The organism is Sphingomonas sp. 22R3R2A-7 (assembly GCF_036856055.1).
Classification (GTDB): domain Bacteria; phylum Pseudomonadota; class Alphaproteobacteria; order Sphingomonadales; family Sphingomonadaceae; genus Sphingomonas.
The window spans coordinates 980472-992691 of the sequence record NZ_JASPFR010000001.1; the positions used below are offsets into that span (position 1 = coordinate 980472).

Annotated in this window: 11 protein-coding genes; 7 read left to right on the plus strand and 4 right to left on the minus strand. The window is 69.1% G+C overall.

The genetic code is table 11. The features are described 5' to 3' along the window. The first annotated feature begins 110 nt into the window (after positions 1-110). The 5 genes from trpB (at position 111) to QP165_RS04580 (ending at position 4939) form a co-directional block, all read left to right on the plus strand. Entirely contained in the window at positions 111-1349 is a 1239-nt protein-coding gene (trpB, locus tag QP165_RS04560; RefSeq protein ID WP_333994074.1) for a tryptophan synthase subunit beta, read from the plus strand. Then, positions 1346-2158, plus strand: a complete 813-nt coding sequence (trpA, locus tag QP165_RS04565) for a tryptophan synthase subunit alpha (RefSeq protein ID WP_333994075.1) — start codon at positions 1346-1348, stop codon at positions 2156-2158. Before trpB ends, trpA begins: the two co-directional genes overlap by 4 nt. Next, positions 2155-3006, plus strand: coding sequence for an acetyl-CoA carboxylase, carboxyltransferase subunit beta (gene accD, locus QP165_RS04570; RefSeq protein WP_333994076.1), 852 nt, complete (start codon positions 2155-2157; stop codon positions 3004-3006). The genes trpA and accD overlap by 4 nt, the downstream gene beginning before the upstream one ends. 114 nt (positions 3007-3120) lie before the next feature. Further along, positions 3121-4440, plus strand: coding sequence for a bifunctional folylpolyglutamate synthase/dihydrofolate synthase (locus QP165_RS04575; protein WP_333994077.1), 1320 nt, complete (start codon positions 3121-3123; stop codon positions 4438-4440). A 70-nt stretch (positions 4441-4510) separates the two neighbouring features. Continuing rightward, complete coding sequence (locus QP165_RS04580) at positions 4511-4939, plus strand: DUF6628 family protein (protein ID WP_333994078.1); 429 nt, start codon at positions 4511-4513, stop codon at positions 4937-4939. Between the two features lie 5 nt (positions 4940-4944). Here QP165_RS04580 and QP165_RS04585 read toward each other — a convergent pair whose 3' ends face one another. Together QP165_RS04585 and QP165_RS04590 are read right to left on the minus strand one after the other, a co-directional pair. Further along, positions 4945-6291, minus strand: coding sequence for an AmpG family muropeptide MFS transporter (locus tag QP165_RS04585; protein ID WP_333994080.1), 1347 nt, complete (start codon positions 6289-6291; stop codon positions 4945-4947). 89 nt (positions 6292-6380) lie between these two features. Further along, positions 6381-6812 (minus strand): response regulator, encoded by a 432-nt coding sequence (locus tag QP165_RS04590; RefSeq protein WP_056015583.1) that lies wholly within the window; start codon positions 6810-6812, stop codon positions 6381-6383. 120 nt (positions 6813-6932) lie between these two features. Here QP165_RS04590 and QP165_RS04595 point away from each other — a divergent pair, with 120 nt between their 5' ends. Together QP165_RS04595 and rsmD are read left to right on the plus strand one after the other, a co-directional pair. Beyond that, a complete protein-coding gene (locus QP165_RS04595) occupies positions 6933-8570 on the plus strand; it encodes a pseudouridine synthase (protein WP_333994082.1) in 1638 nt (545 codons plus the stop codon). After that, a complete protein-coding gene (gene rsmD / locus QP165_RS04600) occupies positions 8521-9057 on the plus strand; it encodes a 16S rRNA (guanine(966)-N(2))-methyltransferase RsmD (protein ID WP_056015585.1) in 537 nt (178 codons plus the stop codon). Before QP165_RS04595 ends, rsmD begins: the two co-directional genes overlap by 50 nt. A gap of 48 nt (positions 9058-9105) precedes the next feature. Here the strand turns inward: rsmD and QP165_RS04605 are convergent, their stop codons facing one another. Together QP165_RS04605 and QP165_RS04610 are read right to left on the minus strand one after the other, a co-directional pair. Then, entirely contained in the window at positions 9106-10365 is a 1260-nt protein-coding gene (locus QP165_RS04605; protein ID WP_333994083.1) for an MFS transporter, read from the minus strand. 71 nt (positions 10366-10436) lie between these two features. After that, the gene (locus tag QP165_RS04610) at positions 10437-12083 is read right to left on the minus strand and encodes an inorganic phosphate transporter (protein ID WP_333994084.1); all 1647 of its coding nucleotides are present in this window, start codon (positions 12081-12083) and stop codon (positions 10437-10439) included. Positions 12084-12220: the final 137 nt, after the last annotated feature.

A 12220-nucleotide genomic window follows, 5' to 3' on the forward strand; every position in this document is an offset into this window, starting at 1 on the left:
CCTTTGCCGCCGTCACCAAAACCTTCCCACTTGGGCCCCGGCCTTCGCCGGGGGTAGGTATCGGAAACCGAAGGGGTGACAGCGATTTCGGAAGTGCTAAACGCCCAGTCATGAACGCTCCCCTCGCCCCCAATTCCTACCGCGCCCAGCCCGACGAGCGCGGCCATTTCGGCGACTTCGGCGGACGCTATGTCGCCGAGACGCTGATGCCGCTCGTCCTCGAACTCGACGAGGCGTACCGCGCCGCCAAGGCCGACCCTGCGTTCAAGGCGCAGTTCGACGACCTGCTCGAACATTATGTCGGCCGCCCAAGCCCGCTCTACTATGCCGAACGCCTGACCGAGGCGCTGCGCGAGTCCGCTCCCGACGGCATGGGCGCGCAGATCTGGTTCAAGCGCGACGAGCTGAACCACACCGGCGCGCACAAGATCAACAACTGCATCGGCCAGATCCTGCTCGCGATCCGGATGGGCAAGACGCGGATCATCGCCGAGACCGGCGCGGGCCAGCACGGCGTCGCGACCGCGACCGTCTGCGCGCGCTTCGGCCTCCCTTGCGTGATCTACATGGGCGCCAAGGACGTCGAGCGTCAGGCGCCCAACGTGTTCCGCATGAAGCTGCTCGGCGCCGAGGTCCGCCCCGTCACCAGCGGCGCGCACACGCTGAAGGACGCGATGAACGAGGGCATGCGCGACTGGGTCGCCAACGTCCACGACACCTTCTACATCATCGGCACCGCCGCGGGCCCCCACCCCTACCCCGAGATGGTCCGCGATTTTCAGAGCGTGATCGGCACCGAGGCGCGCGCGCAGATGCTCGCGCGGACCGGTCGCCTGCCCGACATGCTGGTCGCGGCGATCGGTGGCGGATCGAACGCGATCGGGCTGTTCCATCCGTTCCTCGACGATGCCGACGTGCAGATGCTCGGCGTCGAGGCGGCGGGCCACGGGCTCGACAAGCAGCACGCGGCGAGCCTGGCGGGGGGCTTCCCCGGCGTGCTCCACGGCAACAAGACCTATCTGCTGCAGGACGAGGACGGCCAGATCACCGAGGCGCATTCGATCTCGGCCGGGCTCGACTATCCGGGCATCGGCCCCGAGCATGCGTGGCTGCGCGACATCGGCCGCGTGCAGTATGACAGCGCGACCGACACCGAGGCGCTCGACGCGTTCCAGCTGCTGTGCCGCACCGAGGGCATCATCCCCGCGCTCGAACCAAGCCACGCCATCGCCACCGTGACGAAAAAGGCGCGCGCGATGCGGCAGGACCAGATCATCTTGGCCAACCTTTGCGGCCGCGGCGACAAGGACATCTTCACCGTCGCCGAAGCACTCGGGGTGGCGATTTGAGCCGCCTCGCCGCCACTTTCGCGCGGACTGCCGCGCAAGGACGCGCCGCGCTCGTCGCGTTCGTCACCGCGGGTGATCCGTCGACCGCCGCGACGGCTGCGATCCTCGACGCGCTCGTCGCGGGCGGGGCCGACGCGATCGAGCTTGGCATGCCGTTCACCGATCCGATGGCCGACGGCCCCGCGATCCAGGCCGCGAACATCCGCAGCCTTGCGCAGGGAACGCGCACCGCGGACATCCTCGCGATCGCGACCGCCTTCCGCGCGCGCCACCCGGACACGCCGCTGGTGCTGATGGGCTATGGCAACCCGATGCTGCGGCGCGGCGCGGACTGGTTCGCGCAGGCCGCCGCCGCCGCCGGCGTCGACGGCGTGATCTGCGTCGACGTGCCGCCCGAAGAGGACGATGCGCTCGGGCCGCAGTTGCGCGCCGCGGGGATCGACCTGATCCGCCTCGCCACGCCGACGACCGACGCCGCGCGCCTGCCGACCGTGCTCGATGGCGCGAGCGGGTTCCTCTATTACGTCTCGGTCGCCGGAATCACCGGACTGCAACAGGCGCAGCAGGGCTCGATCGAAGACGCCGTCGCGCGGCTGAAGGCGCAGACGGACATCCCGGTCGCGGTCGGCTTCGGCATCCGCACGCCCGAGCAGGCCGCCAACGTCGCGCGCGTCGCTGACGGCGTCGTCGTCGGCTCGGCGATCGTCGAACTGGTCGCGCAGCACGGCACCGCTGCGGCAGAGCCCGTCCGCGCCTATATCAAATCTCTCGCCGACGCCGTCGGTTCGGCCCGAAAGGTTCCTGCATGAGCTGGCTCAACAGCGTCCGCAACGTCCTGCCCTTCGTCGCGAAGCGCGAGACGCCCGAGAATCTCTGGCACAAGTGCAAGGGCTGCGGGCAGATGGTCTTCACCAAGGAATTGGAGGACAATCTCTACGTCTGCCCGAAATGCGATCATCACGACCGCATCGGGCCGAAGGTCCGCTTCGCGCAGCTGTTCGACGAGGGAAGCTGCAGCGAGCTCCCCGCGCCGAAAGTGCCCGAGGATCCGCTCAAGTTCCGCGACCAGAAGCGCTACACCGATCGCCTGAAAGCCGCGCGCACTGACAACAGCGAGCAGGATGCGCTGATCAACGCCCGCGGCGCGATCGACGGCCACCGCGTCGTCGTCGGCGTGCAGGATTTCGGCTTCATGGGCGGCTCGATGGGGCTCGCGGTCGGCGAGGCGTTCGTCCGCGGCGTCGAGGCGGCGATCGAGGACCGCGTCCCCTACGTGATCTTCACCGCGAGCGGCGGCGCGCGGATGCAGGAGGGTATCCTTAGCCTCATGCAGATGCCGCGCAGCACCGTTGCGATCCAGATGCTCCACGATGCGGGGCTGCCCTACATCGTCGTGCTGACCGATCCGACCTCGGGCGGCGTGATGGCGGCGTATGCGATGCTCGGCGACGTGCAGATCGCCGAGCCCAAGGCGACGCTCGCGTTCACCGGCCGCCGGGTGATCGAGAGCACGATCCGCGAGAAGCTGCCCGACGATTTCCAGACGTCGGAATATTATCTCGAGCACGGGATGATCGACATGGTCGTCCACCGCAAGGACCTGCGCGAGCAGCTCGGCACCGTCATCGGCTATCTGAGCGCCCGCGAAGCGGCGTAACGTACTCCCTCTCCCCTCCGGGGAGAGGGTCGGGGTGAGGGGCCGCCCAGCACTGCTGCGCCCGGAACCGCCCCTCACCCCAGCCCTCTCCCCGGAGGGGAGAGGGAGCCAAGAATGCCCGACCACGCCGTCTCATCCTCGCTCGCGGTACAGGCCCAACTCGACCGGCTGACCGCGCTGTCGCCGGGCGCCGACATCCTCGGCCTCGAGCGGATCACCGCGCTGCTCGGCCGTCTCGGCGACCCGCATCTGTCGCTCCCGCCAGTCTTCCATGTCGCCGGGACCAACGGCAAGGGCTCGACCTGCGCCTTTCTCCGCGCCGCGATCGAGGCGGCCGGTCACAGCGTCCACGTCTATTCGAGCCCGCACCTCGTCCGCTTCAACGAACGCATCCGCCTCGCCGGATCGCTGGTCGAGGACGGGGCTCTCGCCGCGTTGCTCGCCGAAGTGCTCGACCACGCCGACGATTTGCACGCGAGTTTCTTCGAGGTCACGACCGCCGCGGCGTTGCTCGGCTTTGCGCGCACGCCAGCCGCCGCGACGATCGTCGAGGTCGGGCTCGGCGGCCGGCTCGACGCGACCAACGTCCTCCCCAACCCCGTCGTCACCGGCATCGCCGCGCTCGGGATCGACCATCAGGCGTTTCTCGGCGACACGCTGCTCGCGATTGCGGGTGAGAAGGCGGGGATTGCCAAGCCCGGTGTCCCGCTCGTGACGATGGACTATCCCAAACCGCTACGCGCGCGGATCGCGGCCGTCGCGGCCGCCGCGGGAGCACCCGTCCTCGCGCGCAGCACGAGCTGGACCAGCACCACCACGCGCACGACCGTCCGCTACACCGATGCGGAAGGTAGCGTCGTCGCCGACCGCCCCCGCCTCGTCGGCCCGCACCAATCGCGCAATCTGGCGCTGGCGTTCGCGATGCTTCGCCACCAGGACGCGCTGCCGATCCCGGAGGGCGCGCTTCATGCAGCCTCGGCGCATGCCCGCTGGCCTGCGCGAATGCAGCGTGTTGCGGACGGCCCGCTCCGCGCGAGGCTGCCTATGGGCAGCGACCTGTGGCTCGACGGCGCGCACAATCCCAACGCTGCGCAACCGATCGCGCGCATCCTGCCGACGCTAGCGCGCGGCCGTCGCGTGACGCTGGTCATCGGAATGCTCGCGAACAAGGACGCGGACGCGGTGCTGCGCATCCTCGCCCCCGCGGTCGATCACGTAGTCGCCATCCCCGTTCCCGGGCATGCGCATCATGCGCCGGAGACGCTCGCGGCCCTTGCGCGCACGTTTGGCAAGACGGTGGCGACAGCAGCCGATCCAGCCGCCGCATTGGACGCCGTGGCCGCGACGGACGCCGGTCCAGCCTGCGTCCTGATCGCGGGGTCGCTCTATCTGGCGGGCGAAGTGCTCGCGGCGAACGACGAGCTGCCCGACTGACGTCTTATTGATATTGACTATCATTAACGAACGGGCGACGATCAGCGCGAGACCACGGAGTCGCGCGACCATGACCGATGTACGAACCGCTACCACCCTCCTGCCGCACGCACTGCCGGTCTGCGAAAATGCGCGGATCGCGTTGTTCGCGATCCGGCGTATGGGCGCGAACGGGCTGTCCGACGCGCGCGCGACGCATCTGCTGTTCACCGCGTTCGGACAGGATTTCCGCCGCCCGCTCGTCCTGCTGCGCGCGCTGATGGCCGAGCTGGCGGGCACGGCGTCCGGCACAATCGCGATCGCGCCCTGCTGCTGTGCGCGGATGACGCCCGCCGAGAATGCGCTGCTGACGATCATCAGCCGGATCGACTATGCGCCGGATACCGCACGGCTGCTGATGGCCGACCTGCTCGGCGTTCGCCGCGTCGATGGCGTCCTCGCCAGCGCGGCCGCAGTCTCGGCCGCGTTTGCCGACGAAGGCCGGCCCGTGACGGTCTGACGCGGCTATTCCGCGTCGATGGCGGGGTCGCGTCGCACGCTTTCGACGACGAAGCCCTGCCGCCACAGGATCCACAGCAGCACGAGCCCGGGTATCGCGACCACCATCGTCAGCATCCAGAACCCCGGCCAGCCCAGCGCGTTGGCCGCATAGCCTGCGGGCGCCGCAAGCCACGTCCGGCCGACCGCGGCGAACGACGACAGCAGCGCGAACTGCGTCGCGGTATAGGCGAGGTTGGACAGCCCCGAGAGATAGGTGACGAACACCGTCAGCCCGATCCCGCTCGTCACCTGCTCGGTCGCGACCGCGATCGTCAGCCAGGTGTTCGAATGGCCATGCCAGGCGAGGATCACGAACATGAAGTTGCTGAGCATCATCAGCATGCCCGACACGAACAGCGCGCGCCCGAGCCCGAGCCACGCCATGAACGGCGCACCCAGCGCGGTCCCGACGATCAGCCCCCAGAACCCGACCAGCTTGTTGATCGCGATGAATTCGGTGTCGCTGAACCCCAGCTCGACGATCATCGGGTTGAGCATGCCCTGCCCCATCGCATCGCCAAGCTTGTAGATCAGCACGAACAACAGGATCAGCACCGCGCCGCGACGCTGGAAGAACTCGCGGAACGGCCCGATGATCGTATCCTCGAGCCAGCGCCCGCGCGACGCCCCGCCCGATGCCGCATCCTGCTTTGCCAGCACCTTGTCGTGCAGCCCGCGGCCCGCCCAGAGCGCTGCAAGCGCGCCGGGAATGACGCAGAACGCGGTCAGCCCATAGCCCATCGCCCAGCCGAGTCCGAGCCCCTCGGACGAGGCGATCGCGATCGTGCCGACCCCCGCCGCGAGATTGCCCAGCCGATAGCCGAACTGGTTGTTCGCGGTGCCGTGCGGGAGTTCGTCTTCGGGCAGGATCTCGATCCGGTACGCATCGATCACGATGTCCTGCGTCGCGCCGAGGAACGCGGTCACGATCGCCCAGAACGCGAACACCCCCAGATGATCCTGCGGCGCGCTGAACCCCAGCATCCAGACAGACCCGAACAGCAACGCCTGCACGACGAACAGCCAAGCACGCCGCTGCCCCACCCACCGCGTCAGCACCGGGATCTCGAACCGGTCGATGAACGGCGCCCAGAGAAACTTCAGCGTGTACGGTGTCGTAAGCCCGATCGCGAACCCGATCGTCTTCTTGTCGATCCCGACCTTCGACAACCAATAGCCCATCGTCCCGAGCAGCAGCGCGAGCGGAAACCCGCTGGATATGCCCAGCAGCAGGGCCGCGACCGGTCTCGGGCGAAGATAGGGTGCAAGCGTGGCGAGCAGCGAGCGACGCTGGACTGTGGTAACGGACATGCCGCGACCATAGCGGGCTGTCGACGCGAGGAAAGCGGCAAGACGTCAGCGCGGGGGAAACACGCTTTCCTGCGCCACCCGCACGCCCGTTATGCTGGTGTAGCGAACAATCGAAAGCCCGAGGGCAGGCGCTTGGGCACGACGCCACCGATCTGCGCCTCGATCGCCGCGATCGCGCCGAGCAGGTCGCGCTGCGAATAGGGCTTCGACAGGCACCCGGCGGCGAGCGTGGTCGCCTCGATCGGACAATTCCCCGTCACGAACAGCACCGGGACACCCTTGGCGAGCGCGGCGCGCGCGACGTCGAGCCCCGACCCGTCGCTCAGGCTGACGTCGGCAAGGACGAGATCGATCGCCGATCCGCTTTCGATCACCGCGAGCGCATCGCTCACCCGGTCGACCGTCGCGACGACGGTGAATTTCGATTCGGTCAGGAAATATTCGGTGTCGAACGCGATCAGCGGTTCGTCCTCGACGACCAGCAGGCGAACGATCAACCGCTTCTTCTTTCCGAACAGCATCGAGACGGGGCCCCCGCGCGCAACGATAGGTCGTTACGCTTGTGCCACATAACGCAGCGGCGGCGCTAAGGGACGCAAATATTTTCGCGCTGCGGTGCGATCCATAGTATCAGCCGCGCCATGACGACTTCAAAAGACGACAACCCGACTGCCAGCCCGTCGAACGACGCGCCCGCATCAGCTCCAGCAGCCCCCATCAAGGGCGATCGCATCGCCAAGTTGCTCGCCCGCGCGGGCATCGCGTCGCGTCGCGACATCGAGCGCATGATCGCCGAGGGGCGAGTCGCGCTCAACGGCACCACGCTCGACACGCCCGCGACGATCCTGCGCAATCTCGCCGGCGTCACCGTCGACGGCGACCCGGTCGAGGCGCCCAGCGCGGCGCGGCTGTTCCTCTATCACAAGCCGACCGGGCTGCTCGTCACCGAGCGCGACCCGGCGGGCCGGACGACGATCTACGACCGCCTGCCGCGCGAGCTGCCGCGACTCGTCCCCGTCGGTCGCCTTGATCTCAACACCGAGGGGCTGTTGCTGATGACCACCGACGGTGGCCTCAAGCGCCAGCTCGAACTCCCCGCGACCGGCGTCGAACGCGCCTATCGCGCGCGTGCCTATGGCAACATCACGCAGCCGCAGCTCGAGGAGCTGATCGAGGGGATCGAGATCGAGGGCGTCCGCTACGGCTCGATCAACGCCAATATCGAACGCCGCACCGGCGCGAACGTCTGGATCGAGATGATCCTGACCGAGGGCAAGAACCGCGAAGTCCGCCGCGTGCTCGAGCATCTGGGTCTCCAGGTGTCGCGCCTGATCCGCACGCGCTATGGTCCGTTCGTGCTCGGCGATCTCGCGCCCGGCCAGATCGGCGAAGTGCTGCAGCATGACGTCGTCGCCTTTCAGAAGGAGCTCGCGCGCGGCAAGCCTGAGGGCCCCGGTGCGCGTCCCAACGTCGGCATCAGCGCGAGTGCTGGCGCGGGTGCAGGCATTGGCGTCAAGTCGAGCCAGCGTGGTGCCAATGCGCCCCGCCCCGCCCCCGCTGCCCGCCCGACGACGGGTGCGCCGCGCCAGCCGGTACGCAGTCCCTATGCCGCCCCAGCCAGCTCGGGCTTCTCGACCGGTGCCCCGCCCGCGGATCGTGCCGCGCGTCCTGCACGCCCGGCGCGTCCCGAGCGGATCCGCCCGACAGCGGCGATGGTCCGCGGCGACGTCACCGACCCCTGGGCAAAGCCCGACGCGCGCGGCGGCAATCGCGCGGCTGCCACGCATCATGCACGCGCGACCGGTGCGAACACCGGCGCCTCCGACCGCCCCTATGCGCGTCAGGAGCGCGCTGACCGCGGGGAGGAACTGAGCACCAGCCCCAAGATCAAGCATTTCCGTGCCGCCAAGCCGCCGCGCGAGCGCGCCGCGCCGACCCGCGTCGGCGGCGGTGGCACCATCGGCACACGGCGTTCCGACACGCCGCAGCGTCACGAGCCGACGCGTGGCTTCCGCCCGCAGGCCGACGACTCGCGCGCGCGCAGCGGTCTCGACAAGCGCGCGGCCCGCAGCGCCGCCGGACGCCCGGGCGCCGATCCGCGCCCGACCCGCGATACGTCGCGCGACGCCCCCGCCCGGCCCGAGCGCGGCAGCCGTCCCGCCGGTCCCGGCAAGGGTCCATCGGGGGGCGCGGTCACCCGCCCCGTGCACCACGCGGAGGTAAACGCTGATGCGCATCATCGCAGGCCAGTATCGCGGTCGCCAGATCGTCGCGCCTAAGGGTGACGCAACCCGCCCGACCGCCGATCGCATGCGCGAGGCTTTGTTCTCGATGCTGACCAGCCGCGTCGGCAGTTTCGAGGGGCTCGCGGTCGCCGATCTCTTCGCGGGCTCGGGCGCGCTCGGGATCGAGGCCTTGTCGCGCGGCGCGGGGTCGTGCCTGTTCGTCGAGCAGGACAAGCCCGCGCTCGATGCGCTGAAGGGCAATCTCGCGAAGCTCGGCATTCGCGGCGACGTCCGCGCAACCTCGGTGATGGCGATGGGCCCAGCACCCGCGCCGCTCGACATCATCCTGATGGATCCGCCCTACGACACCGGGGCAGGCCTCGTCGCGCTCGACAAGCTCGCCCGGCTCGGCTGGACCAGCCCGGCGACGTGGATCAGCCTCGAGACCGCGAAGGCGGAGGTCGTCGAACTGGCGGGCTTCGAGGTCGACGCCACGCGCGTCCACGGCAAGGCGCGGCTGACGCTGCTGCGCCCCGCCTGACGTTCCCCGCCTGACGTAACGGTCTCCCGCGCAAGCGGGGACCCCGTCCTAGGCGGCGGCGCGGCGCCCGACGATCAGCAGCCCGCCAAGGCTCAGCACCCCCGCGGCCATCAGATACACCCCGACCAGCCCGAGCCCGCGCGGCGCCAGCGCCTCCGCCACGATCGGCGCGAGCGCGCCGCCAAGCACGCCGCCCAGATTGAACGTCATCGACACGCCGGTGTAGCGCACCCCCGCCGGAAACAGGCTCGGCAACCACCCGCCGAGCGGGCCATAGGCGAACCCCATCACGAACAGCGCGCCCGACAGCCAGAGCGACACCGTGACCAACGATCCCGATCCCAGCATCGGCCCCATCAGCGCGCCGACGACGATACAGCCGGCAAACCCGATGCCGAGCATCCGCGCCGCCGAATACCGATCCGCCAGCACGCTCGCGAGGATCACCCCCGCCGCGAGGAACCAGATCGCGACCAGCTCGACGCCAAGGAACGCCTCGCGCGAATAGCCGAGCGTCTTCGTGCCGTAGCCGAGCGCGAATGCGGTCGCGAGATAGAAGAGCGCGAAACACGCGATCACCCCGAACGTCCCCGCCAGCGTCGCGCGCAGATGCCGCGTCAGCAGCTCGGCGATCGGCACGCGCGGGATCGCATCGGTCTTCTCCGCTTCCAGAAACGCGGGCGTCTCGGTCAGCTTCAGCCGCACCCACAGCCCCAGCCCGACCAGCACCGCGCTGACCAGGAACGGGATCCGCCATCCCCAGGCAAGGAACTGCGCGTCGTCGAGCACCAGCCCGATGATCAGGAACAGCCCGTTGGCGGCGAGAAACCCGACCGGTGCGCCGAGCGGCGGGAACATCCCGAACGTGTTGCGGCGGTGCGGCGGCGCATTCTCGACCGCGAGCAGCGCGGCGCCGCCCCATTCGCCGCCCAGCCCCAATCCCTGCCCCAGCCGCATCAGGCAGAGCAAGGCCGGCGCCCACCAGCCGACCTGCGCATAGGTCGGCAGGAACGCGATCGCGACGGTCGATCCGCCCATCAGCAACAGCGAGGCGACCAGCGTCGACTTGCGCCCGACCCGGTCACCGAAATGCCCGAACAGCACCGCGCCCACCGGCCGCGCGACGAACGCCAGCCCGAACGTCGCATAGCTCAACAGCAGCTGCGCCGACGCAGACTGGCCCGCGAAGAACAGCGGCCCGAACACGAGCGCGGCGGCGGTCGCGTAGATGTAGAAGTCGTAGAATTCGACCGCGGTGCCGACCAGGCTGGCGGCAAGGATACGGCGGTTGGACCTAAGCGTGCTCATGCCGTGTGCATCGCCGTACCGCGCGCGTGCGTCAATCGCGACGCCGCCTCACGATGCTGGCGCATGCGCGATCAGTAGCCCAGCGTGCGTGCCAGCATCAGCAACATCCAGTAGAGCCCGCCCGACAACAGCATCGCCACGGGCAGCGTCATGATCCATGCGAGCGCCATGTTGAGGATCGTCCGGCGCTGCAGCCCGCCGCCATTGGCGACGCTTGCGCCGGCGACGCCCGACGACAGGATATGCGTCGTCGACACGGGCAGGCCGAACCGGTCCGCCATCATGATCGTCGCCGCCGCCACCAGTTCGGCCGATGCGCCCATGCCGTACGTCAGATGCGTCTTGCCGATCCGTTCGCCGACGGTCACGACGATCCGCTTCCACCCGACCATCGTCCCGAGCCCGAGCGCCAGCGCGACCGTGACCTTCACCCAGATCGGGATATAGCGCGTGCCCTTTTCGAGCTGCCCGCCATAGGATTTGAGCGTCGTGATCTCCTGCGCGGTGAAGCGGCTCTGCGCGCGCTTGTCCGCCACCACCAGCTTGGTCGTGTCGAGCACGAGGTACATGTCGTTGCGCAGGTTCGACGTCGCGGCCGCGGGCACCTTGCCGAGCGAGCCATAGCCCGCGATCCGCGTCGAGACGTCGTCCGACAGCGACGCCAGCGCGCCATAGACGAACGGATCCGAAACCTGCTTGGCCTTGAGCGCGCCGGTCACCGCGGCGCGCGCCGCGTCGATGGTCGCGGGCGCGCCATTGGCGTGCGCGCCATACGCGGCGGACGCGGCGCGGGCGGTCTGGACGAACGCCGGCGTCGCGCTTTCGGGCATCGTCCGGTTCAGCGCATAGGCGGTCGGCGCGCAGCCGATCAGGATGAGCATGATCAGCCCCATCCCCTTCTGCCCGTCGTTGCTGCCGTGCGCGAAGCTCACCGCGGTGCAGGTGCCGATCAGCAGCGCGCGAATACCGCGCGGCGGCGGCGTGTTGCCCTCGGGCGCTTCGTACAGCTTGCGGTCGCGCAGGAAGCGTTTCATCACGAGCAGCAGCAGCAGCGCGCCCGCGAACCCGATCAGCGGGCTGAACGCGAGCGCGGACAACACTTTCCACACCTGCGCCATGTCGACGCCCGACGTGCCGTCGGGGCCGCCCGTGATCAGCTGGTTGGCGAGGCCGACGCCGAGGATCGACCCGATCAGCGCGTGGCTCGACGAATTGGGCAACCCGACGAACCAAGTTGCGAGATTCCACAGGATCGCGGCGAGCAGCAGCGCGAAGATCATCGCGAAGCCGCCGGCGCTGCCGACGTGCAGGATTAGGTCGACCGGCAGCAGCGTGACGATCGAATAGGCGACCGCGCCCGACGACAGGATCACGCCCAGAAAATTGAAGAACCCCGACCACACCACCGCGAGCGGCGCGGGCATCGCATGCGTATAGATCACCGTCGCCACCGCGTTGGCGGTGTCGTGGAAGCCGTTCACGAATTCGAACCCGAGCGCGATCAGCAGCGCGAGCGCGAGGAACGCGAACGCCCCCACCGCCATCGATTCGCCGACCTGCGCGGTATCGACGACGATGCTGAACCCCGCATAGGCCAGCCCCCCGACCAGCACCGCGAGGAAGATCCAGCGCCCGGCCGGATGCAGATCATGATCGAGCCGCGGCCCGCTGCGCGGTGCGCGGTCGATCGCCTCGACCGTCAATGTGGAAGTAGCCATGATCGCGCAGTCGGCCCTTACAATTACAACTTTATGACAACGCGGTGCATCGCCGTCCCGGGACGGGAAAAACCCGTAGCGCGCGCGCCCGATCGAGATGCGTCACGCAGGCGCCCCGAGCAGAGCGCAACCGCCCC

What these genes read in the sequence shown, in the direction of transcription:
- QP165_RS04585 (WP_333994080.1), bottom strand. Translation starts at nt 6,291, where the DNA reads ATGTCCGTTACCACAGTCCAGCGTCGCTCGCTGCTCGCCACGCTTGCA.
- QP165_RS04610 (WP_333994084.1), bottom strand. Translation starts at nt 12,083, where the DNA reads ATGGCTACTTCCACATTGACGGTCGAGGCGATCGACCGCGCACCGCGC.
- accD (WP_333994076.1), top strand. Translation starts at nt 2,155, where the DNA reads ATGAGCTGGCTCAACAGCGTCCGCAACGTCCTGCCCTTCGTCGCGAAG.
- trpB (WP_333994074.1), top strand. Translation starts at nt 111, where the DNA reads ATGAACGCTCCCCTCGCCCCCAATTCCTACCGCGCCCAGCCCGACGAG.
- QP165_RS04580 (WP_333994078.1), top strand. Translation starts at nt 4,511, where the DNA reads ATGACCGATGTACGAACCGCTACCACCCTCCTGCCGCACGCACTGCCG.
- QP165_RS04595 (WP_333994082.1), top strand. Translation starts at nt 6,933, where the DNA reads ATGACGACTTCAAAAGACGACAACCCGACTGCCAGCCCGTCGAACGAC.
- QP165_RS04590 (WP_056015583.1), bottom strand. Translation starts at nt 6,812, where the DNA reads ATGCTGTTCGGAAAGAAGAAGCGGTTGATCGTTCGCCTGCTGGTCGTC.
- rsmD (WP_056015585.1), top strand. Translation starts at nt 8,521, where the DNA reads ATGCGCATCATCGCAGGCCAGTATCGCGGTCGCCAGATCGTCGCGCCT.
- QP165_RS04575 (WP_333994077.1), top strand. Translation starts at nt 3,121, where the DNA reads ATGCCCGACCACGCCGTCTCATCCTCGCTCGCGGTACAGGCCCAACTC.
- QP165_RS04605 (WP_333994083.1), bottom strand. Translation starts at nt 10,365, where the DNA reads ATGAGCACGCTTAGGTCCAACCGCCGTATCCTTGCCGCCAGCCTGGTC.